General features: G+C 65.2%; 15 protein-coding genes. 7 read left to right on the top strand and 8 right to left on the bottom strand.

Going from position 1 to position 18850, the window contains the following annotated elements; translation table 11 throughout:
* The first annotated feature begins 43 nt into the window (after positions 1 to 43).
* The 5 genes from WS57_RS05665 (at position 44) to WS57_RS05645 (ending at position 4300) form a co-directional block, all read left to right on the top strand.
* Positions 44 to 640: an ANTAR domain-containing response regulator gene (locus tag WS57_RS05665; RefSeq protein ID WP_069243856.1), complete on the top strand. Its 597-nt coding sequence runs from the start codon at positions 44 to 46 to the stop codon at positions 638 to 640.
* A gap of 5 nt (positions 641 to 645) precedes the next feature.
* Positions 646 to 1689, top strand: coding sequence for a CmpA/NrtA family ABC transporter substrate-binding protein (locus WS57_RS05660; RefSeq protein ID WP_059480481.1), 1044 nt, complete (start codon positions 646 to 648; stop codon positions 1687 to 1689).
* A 151-nt stretch (positions 1690 to 1840) separates the two neighbouring features.
* Entirely contained in the window at positions 1841 to 2440 is a 600-nt protein-coding gene (locus tag WS57_RS05655; RefSeq protein ID WP_059605583.1) for a uracil-DNA glycosylase family protein, read from the top strand.
* A gap of 94 nt (positions 2441 to 2534) precedes the next feature.
* A complete protein-coding gene (locus tag WS57_RS05650; RefSeq protein WP_040131656.1) occupies positions 2535 to 3476 on the top strand; it encodes a helix-turn-helix transcriptional regulator in 942 nt (313 codons plus the stop codon).
* 125 nt (positions 3477 to 3601) lie between these two features.
* Positions 3602 to 4300, top strand: a complete 699-nt coding sequence (locus tag WS57_RS05645; RefSeq protein WP_009692676.1) for a fumarylacetoacetate hydrolase family protein — start codon at positions 3602 to 3604, stop codon at positions 4298 to 4300.
* Between the two features lie 34 nt (positions 4301 to 4334).
* Here the strand turns inward: WS57_RS05645 and WS57_RS05640 are convergent, their stop codons facing one another.
* Positions 4335 to 5639: a Bcr/CflA family efflux MFS transporter gene (locus tag WS57_RS05640; RefSeq protein WP_059605581.1), complete on the bottom strand. Its 1305-nt coding sequence runs from the start codon at positions 5637 to 5639 to the stop codon at positions 4335 to 4337.
* A 189-nt stretch (positions 5640 to 5828) separates the two neighbouring features.
* Complete coding sequence (locus tag WS57_RS05635) at positions 5829 to 7409, bottom strand: trypsin-like peptidase domain-containing protein (protein ID WP_236871905.1); 1581 nt, start codon at positions 7407 to 7409, stop codon at positions 5829 to 5831.
* Positions 7410 to 7729: 320 nt separating this feature from the next.
* Between WS57_RS05635 and WS57_RS05630 the strand changes: the two genes are divergently transcribed.
* Together WS57_RS05630 and WS57_RS05625 are read left to right on the top strand one after the other, a co-directional pair.
* Positions 7730 to 8236, top strand: a complete 507-nt coding sequence (locus tag WS57_RS05630) for a GNAT family N-acetyltransferase (protein WP_069243854.1) — start codon at positions 7730 to 7732, stop codon at positions 8234 to 8236.
* A gap of 95 nt (positions 8237 to 8331) precedes the next feature.
* Entirely contained in the window at positions 8332 to 8889 is a 558-nt protein-coding gene (locus WS57_RS05625) for a sugar O-acetyltransferase (RefSeq protein ID WP_040131651.1), read from the top strand.
* Between the two features lie 152 nt (positions 8890 to 9041).
* On the opposite strand, the gene WS57_RS37930 is transcribed toward WS57_RS05625, so the two are convergent.
* The 6 genes from WS57_RS37930 to WS57_RS05595 are packed head-to-tail and all read right to left on the bottom strand — an operon-like array spanning position 9042 to position 18842.
* Positions 9042 to 9911, bottom strand: coding sequence for a DUF6708 domain-containing protein (locus WS57_RS37930; RefSeq protein WP_069243853.1), 870 nt, complete (start codon positions 9909 to 9911; stop codon positions 9042 to 9044).
* 15 nt (positions 9912 to 9926) lie between these two features.
* Positions 9927 to 13082, bottom strand: a complete 3156-nt coding sequence (locus tag WS57_RS05615) for a T6SS effector BTH_I2691 family protein (protein ID WP_155774263.1) — start codon at positions 13080 to 13082, stop codon at positions 9927 to 9929.
* Positions 13083 to 13098: 16 nt separating this feature from the next.
* Positions 13099 to 14049 (bottom strand): DUF4123 domain-containing protein, encoded by a 951-nt coding sequence (locus WS57_RS05610; protein WP_155774262.1) that lies wholly within the window; start codon positions 14047 to 14049, stop codon positions 13099 to 13101.
* Between the two features lie 14 nt (positions 14050 to 14063).
* The gene (locus tag WS57_RS05605; RefSeq protein ID WP_069244340.1) at positions 14064 to 16901 is read right to left on the bottom strand and encodes a type VI secretion system Vgr family protein; all 2838 of its coding nucleotides are present in this window, start codon (positions 16899 to 16901) and stop codon (positions 14064 to 14066) included.
* Positions 16902 to 16938: 37 nt separating this feature from the next.
* On the bottom strand, positions 16939 to 17577 hold the full coding sequence (locus tag WS57_RS05600; RefSeq protein ID WP_144397926.1) for a hypothetical protein: 639 nt from the start codon (positions 17575 to 17577) through the stop codon (positions 16939 to 16941).
* Positions 17574 to 18842, bottom strand: a complete 1269-nt coding sequence (locus WS57_RS05595) for a hypothetical protein (protein ID WP_059601635.1) — start codon at positions 18840 to 18842, stop codon at positions 17574 to 17576. Before WS57_RS05595 ends, WS57_RS05600 begins: the two co-directional genes overlap by 4 nt.
* Positions 18843 to 18850 lie beyond the last annotated feature (8 nt).

Raw genomic sequence — 18850 nt, 5'->3', positions numbered from 1 at the left:
GATCCGCGCCGCCCGCCACGCTTTTGCCGCCGCCGTTCGCGTCATGAATACGTCCGCCTCGCCCCTGCGCCTGCGCGTGCTGCTCGTTACCGATACCGACAAGCCGATCGGCGAACTCGGCGACGCGCTCGCGCGGCTCGGCTACGAGATGCTGAACGACGTCGCGACGCCCGCGCGGCTGCCCGCCGCCGTCGAGGAGCAACGCCCCGACGTCGTGATCATCGACACCGATTCGCCGTCGCGCGACACGCTCGAACAGCTCGCGGTGATGCATGCGACCGCGCCGCGCCCGGTGCTGATGTTCAGCCACGACGCCGACCAGCAACTGATCCGCGCGGCGGTCGGCGCGGGCGTCAGCGCGTATCTCGTCGAAGGCCTGTCGGCCGAGCGCCTCGCACCGATTCTCGAAGTCGCGCTCGCGCGCTTCTCGCACGACGACGCGCTGCGCCGCCGCCTCGCCGACGTCGAGCGCGAACTCGCCGACCGCAAGCTGATCGACCGCGCAAAGCGCCTGCTGATGGATCAGCGCAGGCTGTCCGAGCACGACGCGTATGCGACGCTGCGCAAGCGCGCGATGGACCAGGGCCTGCGCATCGTCGACGTGGCGCGCCAACTGCTCGACGCGTCACCCCAGCCATGAACGCCATGAACCCTTCCCTTCCCGCCGCGCCGGAACGCGCGCATCTCCGCCTCGGCTTCGTCGCGCTCAGCGACGCGGCGCCGCTGATCGTCGCGCAGCGGCTGAACCTCGGCGCGCCGCACGGCCTGACGCTCGAACTGAGCCGCGAACCGTCGTGGGCCGCCGTGCGCGACAAGCTGCTGAGCGGCCAGCTCGACGCCGCGCACGCGCTGTACGGGCTCGTCTGCGGGCTGCAGCTCGGCATCGGCGGGCCGCAGGCCGACATGGCGGCGCTGATGGTGCTGAACCGCAACGGCCAGGCGATCACGTTCTCGCGCACGCTGGCCGATGCGTATCGCGCGAGCGGCAGCGTGCGCGACACCTTCGCGACGCTCGGCCGCAAGCCGCTGCTCGCGCAGACTTTCCCGACCGGCACGCACGCGATGTGGCTGAATGCGTGGCTCGCGTCGCACGCAATCGATCCGCTGCGCGACGTGCGCAGCGTCGTGATCCCGCCGCCCGAGATGGTCGCGGCGCTGGCAAGCGGCGAGCTCGACGGCTTCTGCGCGGGCGAGCCGTGGCACGCGGTCGCCGAAGCGTGCGGCGCGGGCCGCACCGTGGCCGTCACGAGCGAGATCTGGCCCGATCATCCGGAAAAGGTGCTCGCGAGCCGGCGCGATTTCGTCGCGCTGTATCCGGCGACGGCGCGCGCGCTGATCCGCACGCTCGTCGACGCGTGCGCATGGCTCGACAGCGCCGCGCACCGCACCGAAGCGGCCGGCTGGCTCGCGTCGCCCGACGCGCTCGGCGTGCCGGCCCGGCTGATCGCGCCGCGCCTGCTCGGCGACTACGGCGCGGGGCCGTTCGCGGAACCGCCGCTGCCGATCCGCTTCCACGACGGCGGGGCGGCCAACCGGCCGGAGCCGCGCGACGGACTGTGGTTCCTGTCGCAGTACCGGCGCTGGGGCATGCTCGACGGCTCGCACGACGACGCGGCGATCGCCGCGGCAATCGCGCAGACCGCGTTGTATGATGCGGCAGTCGCCGAAGGCGGCGCGGCGGACGCATGATGCGCAACGCGGAAGGCACGCGTTCGATGCGGCCGCCCGCCGGACGCCGCCCGCTGCGCGGCTGCCGGCTTCCGCTGGCCGTCGGCAAACGCCGGTGCCGCCGAACCACCCGCACGCCTTCGCGTTGTCACGCCGTCCCCGCCCCCGATCGATGTCGAAACGAACCCGCCCGCCGCTCGACCTGCTGCTCACCGACATCCGCGCGTGCCGCGTCTGCGCGGCCGACCTGCCGCTCGGCCCGCGCCCCGTGGTGCGCGCGCACCGCGACGCGCGCATCCTGATCGTCGGGCAGGCGCCCGGCACGCGCGTGCACGCGAGCGGCATTCCGTGGGACGACGCGAGCGGCAAGCGGCTGCGCGGCTGGCTCGACGTCGACGCCGACACGTTCTACGACGAGACGCGTTTCGCGATCGTGCCGATGGGTTTCTGCTATCCGGGCCGCGGCGCGGGCGGCGACAACCCGCCGCGCCCCGAATGCGCGCCGTTGTGGCTCGACCGGCTGCTCGCCGAACTGACGGCGATCCGCCTGACGCTGCTGATCGGCCAGTACGCGCAGCGGCATTTCCTGCGCGACACGCGCAAGGCGACGCTGACCGACACCGTCCACGCGTGGCGCGACTACGGCCCCGACGTGCTGCCGCTGCCGCATCCGTCGCCGCGCAACCAGGCGTGGTTCAAGCACCATCCGTGGTTCGACGCCGAAGTCGTGCCCGAACTGCGCCGCCGCGTCGCGCCGCTGCTCGCCGGCTGACCGTCGGTGCCGCACGCACGGCCGCGCGCCCGCCGGGCGGCCCCGGTTGCGGTACCATCGCGGCTCAACCGCGTCACGAACCGCAGAATCCGTCATGTCCTCCATCGCCCCGCCGCGCCTGTACGGGATGCCCGAACGCAGCGACCGGCTCGACTTCTATATCCGCGACCAGGCGTCGCGCCAGGCGATTACCGAGCCGCACCGGCACGCGTATTTCCAGATCCAGTTCAATCTCGGCGGCGACACCGAACAGCGCATCGGCGGCGTCACGCGGCCGTTTCCGCGCGGCGCGCTCGCGTTCGTGCTGCCGTACCGCGAGCATCTGATTCCGCATCCGGAAGGCGCGCACTTCATCGTGATCAACTTCAGCCAGGCGTTCCTGCGCGCCGATCTCGACGTCGATCCGCTCGATCTCGAGGACGTGCCCGCGCACCGCTTTCCCGAGCTGACGCCGTTTCGCTTCCAGGAGCATCTCGACTTCATCCTGACCGGCGACGCGTTCGACGAGGCGCGCCGCCTCGCGCTGTGCATGATCGACGCCGACCGCGCGCGCACCTTCGGCTCGACGACGCTGCTGCGCGGCTATCTGCTGCAGCTGATCGGCCTCGTCTGCACACAGTACGCAGGCGCGCTCGACAAACTCGCGCAGCGCGGCGCCCAGCGCGCGGGCCGGCGCGACGCGCTCGCGCGCGTGCTGCGCCACGTGCGCGCGAACCTGACCCGCGAGGACCTGACGCTCGCCGCGACCGCCGAGGCCGCGTTCCTGTCGCCGAACTACCTCGCCCACCTGATCCGCAAGGAGACCGGCAGCACCTTCACCGATCTCGTGACCGAGCGCCGGATCGCGCTCGCGCAATCGCTGCTCGCGCATACGAGCCGGCGCATCGCCGATATCGCCCGCTCGGTCGGCTTCCGCGACGAAGGGTATTTCGCGCGGCGCTTCCGCGCGCGCGTCGGCGTGTCGCCGAAGGCCTATCGCGACGCGAACGCGGCGCTGCCGGAGGCGGACGACGCACCGGCGGCGCACGACGCGTAGTTTTGTCCCGGTAAAGCGCAATTGCGTCGCATCCGGCCGCGCGCGCGTCGGGTATCGTTGCATGCGTGCCGGCCAGCGCCCCGCGCGCGGCCGTGCGCCGTCTTCCTACCGAACGAGGCCCTCCGATGTCCGCATACGTCATCGACGCTCCCGAGCGTCCTTCCGTCGAAGTCGAGCAGTCGTCCGCGCGCTTTCCGCTGCGCCGCGTGTTCTGCGTGGGCCGCAACTACGCGGACCATGCGCGCGAAATGGGCGCCGATCCCGATCGCGAACCGCCGTTCTTCTTCACCAAACCGGCCGACGCGATCGTGCCCGCCAGCGGCACCGTCCCCTATCCGCCGCTGACCGGCGACCTGCATCACGAGATCGAGCTGGTGGTCGCGATCGGCAAGGACGGCCGCGCGATCGAGCCGGCCGATGCGCTGTCGCATGTGTGGGGCTACGCAGTCGGCGTCGATCTCACGCGCCGCGACCTGCAGGCCGAGGCGAAAAAGCTGAGCCGGCCGTGGGACTGGGCGAAGGGCTTCGACGCATCGGGCCCCGTGACCGCGCTGCGCCCGGTTTCCGCCACCGGGCATCCGGCGACCGGCCGCATCTGGCTCGCGGTCAACGGCGACACGCGCCAGCAAGGCGATCTCGCCGACATGATCTGGGCGATTCCCGACGTGATCGCATACGTGTCGCGCTCGGTCGAGCTGAAGGCCGGCGACCTGATCTTCACCGGCACGCCGGCCGGCGTCGGCGCGCTGCAGCCGGGCGACCGCGTGACCGGCGGCGTCGACGGCGTGGCGACCTTCGAGTTCCTGGTGGGCGCGAAGCCCTAAGCACGGTGGCCGCCGCGCCTCGACGGCGACGTCGTCAGTCGAGCGCGGCGGCGGCTCGTTCCCCGTCGCGCGCATCGAGCGCGCGCACATACAGCGCCGCGAGCAGCGCAAGCGCCGCCGACAGCAGCATCATCGCGAGCGGCGCCCAGCCCGCGTTGCGCGTCGTCAGCAGCGCGCCCGTCAACGACGACAGCGCGGCGCCGCCCGCGATCGTCATCGCGCCGGCCAGCCCCGACGCACTGCCCGCCAGTTCGGGCCGCACCGACAACGCGCCGGCATGCGCGCCCGGATTGGTCAGTCCGTTGCCGATGCCGACCAGCACGCACGGCCCGAACCACGCGGCCGCGTGCGTCGCGCCACCTAACATCAGCCCCAGCGCGATGAGCGGCCCCGCGCATGCGACCAGCCGCCCGCCCAGGATCGTCGCGGTCAGCGAACAGCGCTGCGCCAGACGCGCGGTCAGGAAACTGCCGCATACGAAGCCGGCCGTGATCGTTCCCATGTAGAAGCCGATCTCCGCCGGCGGGATCGCGAAGCGCGTCTGCGCGGCGAGCGGCGCGCCGGTGAGGAACGCGTAGAAGGAACCGGTCGAGAACGCCATGCAGAGCGCATAGGCCCAGAAGCGGCGCGCGCGGAACAGCGCCGGATACGCACGAAACTGGCGCGCGAGCGTCGACGCGCGACGCGTATGGGTTTCGGCAAGATCGAACGCGCACCAGCCGAACAATGCGATGCCGATCGCCGCGAGCAGCCAGAAGCTCGTGCGCCAGCCGGCTGCCTGATCGAGCATGCCGCCGAGCGTCGGCCCGATCATCGGCGCGAACGCGGCCGCCATCGCCGCATAGCCGATCCGGCTTGCCGCGCGGCTGCCGCCGCCCGCATCGCGGATCGTCGCCATCGATACCGGATAGACCGACGTGATCGCGGCCTGCATCAGCCGGCATGCGAGAAACACGCGGATATCGGTCGCCAGCGCGCAGCCGAGCGAACCGAGCGCAAATACGCCGACACTCGTCAGCACGATCGGCCGGCGTCCGAACCGGTCCGACAGCGGCCCCATCACCAGCTCCAGCGACGCCGCAACCGCCGCGTAGCCGCCGAGCGACAGCCCGACGAGCGCGTAGTCGGCCCGCAGGTCGCGCGCAATTGCTGGCAGCGACGGCAGGAACAGGCTCAGCGGCAGCACCGAGAGCGCGCACAGCAGAATCAGCGTCGCCGGTGCCGGTGCGGACGATCGGAAAGCGGTTGGCCGGGTCGGTTGCAAACGGGTTCCTCCGCGCACGCGCCGGGCGGCGGTGCGCCATGCAAAAAAAAGCCCCCGAGCCGGTCGGGGGCGCATGGATTCCGGCGCGGTTCCGCTACCGGACCTTGCGCCTGCGTGCTACTGGACGAGCAATGCGATTCGGATTCGTTTTCATGCCGGACGACTCCTGGACGACGACGATGTCCGACGATACTAGGAGACCCCCGCCGACGCCGTCAACACCCACGGGCCGGTTCACACGCGCCACGGACTGGCGAACGAGCGCTAGCGCGCACGCACCGACACGAACTTGCGCGCGTTGGCGCGCTGGATCAGCACCGCGATCACGCTGCCGCCGTTCGCTTCGAGCGCCGGCACTTCGTCCGGCGACTCGAGCAGCGTATCGTTGAGCTCCAGCACGACGTCGCCCGGCTGAATGCCAGCCTTCGCCGCCGGGCCGTGCACCGCGTCCACCATCATGCCGACCGCGAGCCCCGTCGAACGCCGTTCGTCGTCGCTCAGCGGATGCATCGTCAGTCCAAGGCGGTCGCCGCCATCCTGCGGGCGCGCGGCGCCCCTCGTCGCGGCGGCCTCGACCGCGCCGGCCGCGCCCGCCGCGTCGCGCGGCCTGCCGGCCGCCTCGCCCGCGCCGGTGATCGTCATCGTCATCGGCGCACGGTTGCGGATCAGCCGGAGCGGCGCCTTCTCGCCGGGCGGCAGCGCAGCCGCAAGGTCGTTCAGCTCGGCCGACCGGCCGATCCGCTTGTCGCCGAACTGCACGATCACGTCGCCGGGCTTCACGCCGGCCGCCGCGGCCGGCGAGCCGGGATCGACGCCGTTGACGAGCGCGCCCGCCGGCCGCGGCAAGCCGAACGCGGCGGCCAGCCCCATGCCGACGTCCTGCACGTCGACGCCGATCGCGTTGCCCGACGGTGCACGCGACTCCGCCGCCTGGGCCCTGGCCGGGGCTTGCAGTTGCGCCCGCGCCTGGGCCCGCGCCTTCGCCGCGAGTGCAATCGGAATCGCGAACGTCGTGCTCGCGTAACGTTCGGCGCCTGTATACAGCTGCACCGCGATGCCGATCACGTCGCCCGCGCGATTGAAGACGGGGCCGCCCGAGTTGTCCGGATTCACCGCGATGTCGGTCTGGAAGAACGGAAACGCGCTGCCGTCGGGCAACGTGCGCGGCGTCGCGCTGACGATGCCGGCCGTGACCGTGTTGCCCGAGCCGTCCGATGCGCCGATCGTCATCACCGGTTCGCCTGCGCGCACCTTCGCCGAATCGCCGATCCGCACGAACGGCAGTTTCCTCCCGTCGACCTGCAGCACCGCGACGTCGCTTTGCGGGTCCACCGACAGCACCGTCGCCTTGAATTCGCGACGGTCCGTGAGCCGGACCGTCACGTCGGTCGCCTCGTCGACGACATGCGCGGAGGTCAGGATCATGCCGTCCGCGCTGACGATGAAGCCCGAGCCGCTGCCCGACACCGCGCGCGGCGCCGTATCGGGCGCCGGCGCCTGCGGCCCCTGCGCAGGCAGCTGCGGCGTGCCGTGCCGGAAGAACGCGGAGAGCGGATCATCGGGATCGAGGATGGCGAGCGACGGCTCGCCGCCGGCCTGCTGATCCGCGTTGGCGGTGCGAATGGTCACCACTGCCGCACCGTAGCGTTCGACGATCGCCGGGAAATCGACCGGCATCGCGACACGCGCGACGGCCGGCCGTTCCTTCGCGACGGGCTGCGACGCGACGGGCGGCGGCGCAACACTCGCCGCGATGGCGGCCGGCTGCAACGCCGCGAAACCGGCAAGCGCGCCCCCGATCAGCGCGGTACGAAACACGGCGCGAGCAAGCGTCTGGCGAACCACGGTGCACCTCCCCCGGGCAGTCGCGACGCCGACCTGCGCGAGACGCGCAGACGCCCGACAAGCACCGGTACACGCATCCATTTATAGTCCACGCGGCCGGACGGAACCACGAATCGAAACCCGGACGGCGGCCCCGACGGCGTGCTGCGAAGCCGTGACAGCGCTCGTTCCGGACAAAGTGCGCGGTTCGTCAATCCGCATAAGTCCGATCGTGCCGCGGCGCTGCACGCGATCCGGTTCGACAATCGGCGTGTCGGTCGGCACGATGTAAGGGCACGTTGCTAAGCTGCACGCTCACGCAACCTGTGGGGGGACAGACAATGACGAAGCTGCTCGTCCGCCGGGCCGGCGAGCCCGATGTGCCGGCCCTGCTGCAGATCCGCAACGATGCGCACGCAAGGAAGGTTGCGCATCGCGACTACGCATGGGGCCACGCACGCGACGGCTTTTCCGAGCGGTGGGTGCGAAACAATGTCGCCGAAAAGGACGTGTACGTCGTCGAACGGAAGGGTACGGCGGTCGGCACGTTTTCACTGCGTCTCGACCTCGACGATCACTGGGGACCGCAGGCGCCGGTCGCCGGCTACGTGCACGGGCTTTGCGTGCGGGAAGGCTACAACGGCTGCGGACTCGGCGGCTTCATGCTGAACTGGTGCGCCGACACGGTGCGCGGCCTGAACCGGCATTTCGTGCGGCTCGACTGTGCGGCCACGAACGCGAAGCTGTGCGCGTACTACGAGTCGCTGGGCTTTGTCCGTGCGGGGCTGTACCCCGAACCGGCGCCCGATGGTCAGGTGTGGTCGCTGTATGAAAAACCGGTCGGCTGATGACCGTCGATCCGCCATTGCCGACGCCCGACGCCCGACGCTGCGTTGCGCGGCGGCAGCCTCGAGTGAAGTGAACGCAAACAGGAAACCCGTGAATGTCGCATGACGATCGCACTCGAATCATTCCACGACGCACGCCCGAGTCGGCGGCGATGCTGGCCAGCATCAAACGCGCGATGGCGATGACCGCCCGCATCAACCAGCTGACGTTCGACGACGCGGACGAAGTCCGGACGCTGTTCGCCGAGCTGATCGGCAAGCCGGTCGACGACAGCTTCGTGCTGATTCCGCCGTTCTACACGACCGGCGGCCCGGACATCACGGTCGGCCGCAACGTATTCGTCAACCAGAACTGCACGTTCTACGACCTCGGCGGACTCGATATCGCGGACGACGTGATGATCGGGCCGAACGTGAGCCTGATCACGTCGGGCCACCCGCTCGAACCGTCGAAGCGGCGCGCGTTCGTGGTCGCGAAGCCGATCGCGATCGGGCGCAACGTGTGGATCGGTGCGGGCGCGACGATCATCGGCGGCGTGACGGTGGGTGAAAACGCGGTGATCGGCGCGGGCTCGGTCGTCACGCGGGATGTGCCGCCGAATGTGCTGGTGGGCGGGAATCCGGCGCGGGTGATTCGGGCGGTTGTCGGGTGAGGGACGGCATCGGTCCGCATTCCGCATGCTTAGCCGAGCTTCGGTAGGAAACGCGGCACCTGCGGCGATCCAGCCTCGAGATAGCATGAGTCCGCGTGCCATCCACGGTGAATTCACATGGCGGCGAAATCGGGAAAAATGCAATTATCGCATCAGGGGCTCGCCGCCTCCTCAGCCGTAGTTGCTGCGCCGCCTGCTGCAAGAATGATCTCCGCCGGAAACGTGGGCATTTTGCCGGTACCCGTCTGACGCAATCCTTCACCATGCGGTATCGGCGGACCGTTCTCCTCCATGTAACGCCGGATGTGCTCGTATAGCCGCCACAACATCGCGTCCTCCCACCAGCCGGTGTAGCCGATATTAACGATCTCCGCACACGAGCGCGGATTATCGGCCTCGCCCCATAACAGTGACAGGAAATAGGACTCGCGGGCCGCCGCACCCGTAAATTGCGTCCATTTGTACGATCGCACCTTCACGTCATCCCATTTGCGCGTGCGCACGGCTCCAGCCCCACCTTTTTCCCAGAATCGCCAGAACGACGGCGTCACATAAGGAATGAAGCTAACGGTGCGATCTCTCCTGTTGAAGAGAACGGGAAGATCCCGAGGGGAAAAGAGCGCGGCCCGAAGGCAGAACACTGCAAATAAAAAGAACAGCACAGAGGCAGCAGACACGAAAACGCCAAAGACAGGGATTTCGAGTAAAGCGAGCACCGCCAGATAACCGATGCCGCCCGCGCCGAGCAGACCTATCAGTGTGCCGAGTATCAGATACACCGTTTTCCCACCGGCGCCCATCGGCGTCCCAACCTCGATCGCATTCGGATAGATACTCAGCAGGGAATCGCAGGTGCTGGCCATCTCATGGACAGGCCGATGCTTGTCATCGCTTGCCACGCGCCACGGTGGCGTGACGCCCTGCCTGGTTCTCGCCAGTTTCCCGGGGAACTTGTTGAAATACGGATCTGCCTGATTCCATTCCGGCAAAAGGACCCGGTAGTCGCTCTTGTTGCTTTTCATATCTATACTCATCTTCTAATTCGGCAGCCGTTCGTTCAGGACTTCTTCACCGTCCTTCGTCTCCACGGCCACTTCTGCATACGCCCCGCTGAATTCGATGACGCTCAGATCGAGCGAGAGGCGAATGTCCTGATCCTGATCCTTCACCTCGGCGTTCAGTTTCGCGAGCGCCGAAGCGCCACCTGCAGCCAGCCCTGAAGGCCGTGCAGAGCCACCTACTCGTTCCAGCAAGAGTGTCGACCCACCTTTCTTGCTCTTGCCGTAGATGCGCGCAACCCAGTCCAGTTGCGCCCGCAATCCCACGGGAATACGCAAGCGCAAATATACTTCTCGATAATCCATTGGATTGCTGTTGTTGCCTCCGGGCATGGGTAGTCCGCCCATGATGCCGGCCCCCATGCTGCGGCCGGCCAGATCCCAAAAACCGTCCTTGTAGCTGAAATCGATGCTAATTCCCAACAGCAACTTGTTCGATTCCTCCTGCTCGCGAGCTAGGCTTCCCCACTTGTCCTTGGCGCGCCCCCAGATCGTGCGTGCCGCCCATTCCTCCGCAGGCCGACTCTGCAGAAGCTGGGCCAAATAGCCCGCGGCCATACCAATAGCAACCAGCACCAGTCCCCATCCGGTCCAGGAAAGTCCGAAGCCGCCCGTCATCGAGAGGGCGCCGATGGCTTCGAGAAAACCCGCCCCGCTGGCCACGGTCGCGGCGACAAAGAATATCGCCTGAATTGTATAGGCCGTAAAGGCACCCATATTGTCCCGCGTATATCTCGAGGCGGCTTTCATGATCGCGGTGGCACTATCAAAACCGGCGGCGATCGTGGCGACCACACCCAGCATGACCTTCGTACCGAGCGCAGCGCCTGCCGCCTCCCATTTCTTCGCAGCGGCCTGACCGATTTCCAGCAATGCGGCAGCGCAGCCCAGCGACGCAGACCCGATGCCGAGAACACCGTCCAGTCGCTCGTCGTCATTGCCATACTTGTATTTGTCGATCGCATCCTGCAGGCTCAAAATCTGCAGCCACCCGCCTGCCGCCGACAGTACCGTGCCCCCCTCGCGCAGCAATTCACCGACCTTGCGTGCAAACTTTTTCAGTTCCCCCATGTCGGCGGGCAACTGAGCAACAACGGTGGTGGTTGCTGTGACACCGACCCGTTCGAAAACGAATACCTCCATCGTCCCGCTTTTACCCGACACGTCAAACGCACCGCCGCCGCTCCGGGAAACGCTGACGGTACGCGTGTCGCCGACCTTCGACGTTGATCTGCCACCTTCGTTGCTGCCCTTCGCGCTCGCAACTTCGCGCCAGTAGAACTTCGCCTGCCTGTACGATGCCTTGACCCGCGTGACGCGGATGCCATTCTTGCCGACACTGGTGACGCCGATTCTTGCAATCGCCAATTCGACTTTCTGGATTAGCACCGGAGACGGCGGATTTTTTAGGCGGCGCAAGGCGAGACAGGAAGCGCTCAACAACGACACCAGGCTGAAACTCCACAGCGAAGCCAGCGCCCGCAATTGCGGCAGATTGCGCGCAAGTGCCCCGATCAGTTCACCGCCCTTGTGCTTGCTCTCGAGTTCCTCGATCACATCGAACAGCGCCTTGGATTCGTCAATCGTCTTGGATCGCTGATCCTTATCCTTGAACCAGGTGAAGAAATCCTGCTGGTTGCCGAGCATCGCGCGAATGAGCAGATTGTTCTTGTCGCCTGGGTTGTCCTGCATGAAATCTGCGAACCACTGCAGGCCAGCATCGGTAATGTGGCCGCCATGGCACACCATGCACACCAGTACTGCGTAGTAGACGCCGTCCTGTCGCGTCGTATCGTCGCAATCGTGTTCGGTCACCAGCTTGCGTGCCGGACTTTTCAACCACGCACCATAATCCGGCTCGATAGCCGCAAGCAATCGGCTATCGTCATTGCATGCGGATTGGTACTGGTCCAGGAAATTCTGATAATTGTTGCCCAGCTTCTTCTTGATCTGCTCCGCCGGCAGTTCGTCCTCCGGTATCGCAACAATCCCCATCGACGGGTTCGTATAGGTTCCAGCGAACATTCCCGTCCCGGAGATCGTCTGCGGCATGAAGGTTGCGCCTGGCGGAAGATTCCCACTCGCCTTCATCGCGTCGAACTGATCCCTGGCCATATATGTATTCGGATCACCCGACATCCCGGACAGATTCCCGATATGGCTGTATTGCTGCTGCAGCGTGTCGACCAATCCCTTGATGCACATTGCCGACTGCAGCTTCCAGTAGCCGTCGCCCTTGAGCATCGTCTTCGCCTTCTTCGGCACGGTGATACGGAAGTTCGCAGCCTCGTGCGTCACGCCGACTGCGTCCGGTACGCTGACGATCATCGCCTTGCCGATATCGAATGTCTGGCTCTTCTTGACGATCTCGACCGCCTGGTCGTAAATGTCCTTCGCCGTTTCGCGACGTCCGCCTTTCGGATCCATCCGTGCCGGTTTCCTCAATGGAAACGCATTGTCGTCGCCATACAGCGCAGCCGATGCCACCGCATAGTTCGCGTTGTACTCCTCGACGATTTTTCCGATTTCGCCCTCCGTCAGTGGAGCAGAACGCTCGCATTGTGCATGCGGCGCATCAATGCACACCATGCGCTGCCGCCGCAACGCTTCGTTCTTGGGATTCGCGTATGCGTTCCGAACCTTCTCGCTCCATGGCGTATCGCTGAATCCGATCCATACGCGTTGCGTCTCCGCCGCGTTCGGGATGACGAACAGCATCGCAGCCGCATAGCCGGCCGTGCGTTGACATGCGAACGCGGGTGCCTTGCCGGGCAATGGCAGTTCGCCAAGCGAATAGGGCGTCATATATCCGCCGCTATCAACCTGAAATGCTTGCCATCCCTTCTGCTCCTTTAGCTCGGGGGTGTGCGGCCGCTCGTAATACGCATAGACATACCCCCCGCGCAAGGTTCGCATCGTGTAGCCGAAGTAGCTCAACCCGACGTCGGCGACCCCGGGCTTCAGCTTCGCGATCACGGCTTTTTTTGCGTCGGCGTACTTTTTCTCGGCCAGCGCTGGCCTGACCAGCAAAACCGGCAATCCGGCCTTCACGCATGACGGGCAACCGCCCGCGGAACAGTGCGGCGCGCCAGCGGCCGCCGCATTCGCATTCTGCGCATATTTGCCATCTGCCATGATTCGATTTCCTTTGCTACCGGCACACAATCGCGACGGACGGCTCGCGCGACGCTTTGTGCTCCAGTTCGAGACGCATCGCGTCCCACATGTCATCTCCGACCGCGCCGAGTCGCTCGCTCAAGCTTGCCCGATCGCTCAATGCCGACTTCACCAGTTCGATCACATGCGCGTGCTTGCATAGCGCCGGATGAATCTGCAGCACATATGCACCCAGCAGCACGATGTCGGCTCCCCGTGTCAACCCAAGCGATTGCGCATCAGCAACCGCAGCATCCGCCCGATTCAGGTAATCGTCGGGCAATTCGCGCTCGAATACACACCAGCCTCGGAGCAGGTCTTGCACTGTCGCGCATCGATCCACACGCTCCCATTGAGCGGCATCGAGAGCGAAAAACGTGGAGCGTGACCCATGTGCGTCAAAACCAGTCGGCGGCGTCCGCTCGACGAGTGCGGTCCTTCGGTCAAGCACATGCCATGCTGCGATCGGGCCGAGCAAGTCACTGCGCTGACGATCGTTCAACGCCGGCCAGATCCATTCGAATACGCGACGATCGGCCCACCGGACGTACTTCGGGCCAACCTGCGGGCGCGGCGAAATCATCACGCGGGCCAGATGCACAGCGACGATTTCCGGTGGCAGCCTCGAAATCAGCCAGCCGCCCACCGTGAAACCGCGTACCACTTCGTCATGTGGATCACGTTGTTCGTCGCACGCCGCCCGGACCGATGCGCCGATCAACTCGATATCGTCATGATCGAAACAGATCAGCCGTGGGCGCTGATGCTCGAGAAGCGACGCACTGGCCACTGGAATCGGCACGATCTCGCGCTCCGCAAGCATCGGCAAATGCTCATCAAGCGGCTCCCGCAAATACGGATCGACAAGCAGATATCCGCTCAGGGAGTCCTCTTTGCGCAACGACGCCTGTATCTGCAGCGTCATCGCTTCGATCGGTATACTCACGTCTGCTCTCGCTGTCACAACGTGGCGGCACCACGGCCTACCGCATCGCCGTCCTTGGTCGGACAGGCCTTCACCTGACTTTGCGAGACCTGCGGATTCATATCTGCGCTGCGTGGACCGGTCAGCACGTGGTTCGCCGCATGAAACTTCACGGTGCCAGGCGCTCCGATCTCGATTCCACCGCCTTCCATCTTCAGATAGGCTTTGGCTGCCGTAAGCAATACCTTTACCGACGCCTGCGCAGTCACACTGGCCGTCGAACTTGCCACGCTGACGCCTTGCTGGGCAACGGCTTCGAGATTGCCGCCACGTTGGGCTTGCAGCCCGATCGATCCGCACGCCGCATGCAACGCGATACCCGACACGGCAACCGGCCGATAATCGGCTTTCTTGCCGTCCGTGTACAACCGGATTCCCTGGCTCGCGACAATGCTCGTTTTGTTCTTCGACGTCCATTGCAAATCCTGCCCCGCGGCCAGTACCGTCTCGGTACCCGACACCCAGACATGGCTCTTCGCCGATGCAGCGACCACACCATCCTGGCCATAGGCCACGAGATGCGGGCGGCTCCACGCGGTGGCACTGCCGCCGCCGCCGGTCGCTTGATTGGATGTCGATCCGGCTTTTGTGGCACTGATTGCCTGCTTGCAGTCACACAGCCCGGCAACGGCCGCCAGCGTGGACGACGACGCTCCCGGATCCGCTCGTTCCGGCAACGAGGCATTCGGCTGCACAGCGGACGACTGCGATGTGCCAGGCTCTGCACCTTGCGCACTCGCCGTCTGCGCCAACCTGTCGAGCAGATCATGGCTGTCCCCGAGGACCTGGGCCGCTCCGGATGCGTCCATCTGGGTTACACCGGCCGCTGCGCTGAGCAGTACACCCGAGCCGCCGCGCACCGCGCCCGATGCTTCGGTATTCAGGTCCACACCATAACCGCGGTCGGCCTGCCGAACGTTGTCCTTCATCGACTTCAGGTGACCAAGCATCAATCCACTGCAGCTATCAGTCGTGTAGAGATGAACGCTAGGCTGTCCCGCCGTGTCGTCCATCATGAAGTGACGATAGCCACCCGTTCCCTGCTGGCTCAGCCCCAGGTCCTGGGTCTTGAATCCGGTCAGCGTGGCTGCATGTCCGTTGCCCGCAAACCACGCGGCCGCATTGCCGGTGCTGCCGCTAGGTCCCCCGGCCCGCGCATTGTGCTGCGCATTGTCATTGCCAATCCCGTTATACAGGGACGCCACCGCCACCGGACGGTCAGGTTGGCCCTCCAGCCAGTCGACCCACACCTCCTGCCCCACTCGCGGAACGGCAACGCCTCCCCAGTTGTCGCCGCCGATCGGAGTCATCATCCGCGTCCAGGTACCCGCACCATGATCACCGGGCGCATTGGATTCGCGAGGATGTTCTTCGCGACTGGCTGCATTTCCACCGCGCTGTGCATGATGCTGAATACGAACTCGGTGGTCGCGGTCGGTATGAATTGGCGCGTCGGAGCCGACGACAATCGCCGTCTGCGCCCCTTGCACGACGGCTTCAGGATGCGAACGCACACCGTGTAGACCATCCGATTGCGGCCGGTAGGACTGTTCGACCGGCAACGCCACAAACGCATTTCCGTACACGCGGCCGGCGTCATCCCGCAACAATGCATCGCCGGGATATGCACCGGTAGCGGGCAAGCTGTCCTGCGACAAGCCTTCGACGACAGCGAACGCATCGACTTCGTCCGCCGGCGGAATCTTGCCGAGCCTGCGTTCGATTGCGCCGTGAACATCGGCGTCCACGTTCGCCCGCACTTCATGCTCAACACCCAGACAAACGAAGGCTTGCGAGACTTTCACCGCCGGATGGTCGCGCATTGCGAACCGCATGCCCGGCCTCATGTCGCGGCGCGTACCGCGCCCTTCGCTGCGCGCCGCGGCCACGCGTTGCGCATCCAGTTGCTGCTGGGCCCGATAGTCGCCGATTGCAGCAGTCTGATATGCATAGGGGCCCGCGACATCGCGATCGACGCCTGGCATGACCGCGCCTTTCACCGTCGCCTCGGACGGCCTCGTGGACAGGGTTCGATAATCCCAGCTCGCGCGCGCCACCTGCCCGATGCGCCACCGGCGTGCGGCCATGAACTCCTGGATATTCCCTGTCGGCTCCCCGTCGCTCTTCTGATGGAAGCCGATTACGACAGGGTCGTCCGGCTTGAATTGCTGATTCGAGTCTGCCAACACCAGAGTATGCTGGCCGAAGCTAGAGGAGTTTGCCTCGCCCTCGTGTTCGAACCAGTAAAAGATGCCTTCTTCCGCCCACAAGCGTTGCAGGAAATCGAAATCCGATTCGCCGGCCTGGGCAGTCAGGCTTCGTTTTCGATACTTCGACTGATCGATCAACGCCCATCGCCATGAGGGTGCAATCGAGCCCCGCGCGTAGTAGCCGAAGATCTGCTCGCTGATATCGATCACACTGGCGTGCTGATAGTTGTAGCTGTCGACTCGCTGACGAAGCAACGCAAACCATGGCTCGATCGTGAAACGAAAACGAGCAAGGCCGCCGTTACTGCCGACCAGTTCCGCAGCAATGACGTGCCCATGGATCGGACGCCGCGTATCACTCCCTTCTGCGGCCTGCCACTCAATCAGAATCGGGCTGCCGATCAGCTTGCCGATTGCAAGGCGGGCATTCTCGGACAATGCCGTCAGTTCGAAACGAAATCCGCCACTGCCGACCGCTTCCCAGCCACGCAGGCTCTCCGCGATCAAGGAATCCGCGCCGAACGTGGTATGCATCCACAGAAAGCGGCTGTGCTGCGACCAGCCCCGAAGCAGCAAATTCAGTGCGTCTGTATCGATAGACATGGTTTTACCGTTCATTATCGCGAGCGATCGCCCACCATCACATCGAATTGACCGTATGGGTCTCCGCCAGCGCCTGCAGGCGTCGACTCAGGTCGCGGACCGCATCGGCCGGTGCGCCCGAGACGACGAAGCACAGGTTCTTGTAGATCCATACGAAACCTCTTCCTGGCCCGGCGACGGTGCTCTGGACCGACACGGTTCCGAGAGGATCAGAGTTCGTCTCGAACGGCACGCGCGCGGTCGACGGCGATGTCGTCTCGTTGAAAAAATAGTCCGCCGCCCTGAAGCGATCCGTGGCCTGTGCAACCGTGATCGACACGCGCGCTCCGTTGTAGTGACCGTTAAAAACGTACTCGCGGATATCCTTGAGCGGTCCGGTTTCGTTGAGGTGCTGCTCGTGGCTCTCGATTTTCAGCGAGGTGAAACCGGCAATGTGCTGCGTCGCGAGTCTGCCCCAGTCGAATGCGACGACCTTCCGGCCATCGTCGGTTGCAAACTTACGGTCAAAATCGATGCGCGACTTGTATTCGTCGACACGAGCGGTCGGGTTGAAGGCTCTCTGAATGGCTGCGGCTCTTTCATCCGGATTCATGGCGTTTCTCGATACCGGCGCCTGCGCATTGCACGCGACGGCAAAAATGGAACATAACAACAGCCCGATGACACACTCTTTCACTTCACCGCTCCTACACCGGGAAATTCTTTTGTCGTCATCAGGAGTTGCCCGATGTATTCATCAGGCGCCAGGGGCGGCTGGATTTTGTATGCCCGGCTGATTTCGCGACTCGATTGAACCGTATCGATCGAGGCGGTAAGGTACGCGCGCAACGCTTCGTCGTGATGGGGCCCGGCACATGCGTCTTCGACCTTGTGCGCCAGATGCGCAAAAGCGTGATTGCCGAAGCTGGTCCGCGACGGAGAATCGCCGGCGATGACCGGCGTCGACCCGTTCGACGAAAAAAACGGGTTGTTGCAGGAGCCGATTCCGACGAGATCGGTCGAGTTGATATATCCAAACGGGTTTTGAAAATAGATTCCCGGCTTCACGCCCAGCGCTGCCGCGAGACAGAACACGGCCGACGCCTGATCGTAGCAGTTCACGGTTCGTCCATCGTCAGCGGCGCCGCCCGACGCGGCAGCGCCGGCCGGCTTGACCGCACGCTTCTGCATGTATTTCGTCAACTCGAACAGGCCGCCAGACATCGCTACGGCCCCGCCGAAATGGGGCGCGCCGGAAATCGTGTCGTAATGCAACCCGTGGCCGTGGTGACAGTAGTCTGTGACTTTCGCGATGGCAGCCTTGCTTGTCGACACGCCTGCAACCGACGCTCGCTTGAAGAGAAAGCGCAGCACTTCCGCCCACACACCGGAACCGAATGGCGTACCCGGCCGATCGAGTAACACGTACACTTCGAGCCGCGTCGCGGGCGTCACGGCGGCACTGATACCCGTCGCGGCATCATTCAGTTTCCACGATGCATCGCCGCTATAGCAGGCAAGCGTGTCCGGCAAATTCACGACTGTCGCCGTGATCTGATGCTCGCCAACTGCAGTGGGACAATCGCCCTCGATCGTCAGTCCGCCCAATGTCCCCTTCAGTTTCATCGTGGAGGGCGCCTCCGGCTTTGTCTTCGTGACGCGCAATTTGATGTCGACCTTGTTGTTCGCCCCAGCCTTGGACTTGACGAGATACGCGGCAGGACGCTGCGAGCCCGCTGCATAGCAAAACTCATCCGGCTGCTCGATCTCGACGAGATTTGCATCGTTCTTCCAGTGAGGCGAGGCGACTGCGGATTGCTTGCGCGTAACGGTCACTCCGCCTCGCCAACTGATCTCCAGCAACTGTGCCTCTATCACGCGCCCAGGAATCAATACCGTCTTGCGCTTCGTGCGCGAGATCGGACTCGTTGTGGACGACGATTTAACGGGAATATCCGACATGCGTTCTC

It is taken from the genome of Burkholderia pseudomultivorans (assembly GCF_001718415.1).
Lineage (GTDB): Bacteria > Pseudomonadota > Gammaproteobacteria > Burkholderiales > Burkholderiaceae > Burkholderia > Burkholderia pseudomultivorans_A.
Note: the sequence above shows the minus strand (reverse complement) of the source record. Positions and strands in the feature narration are given on the sequence as shown.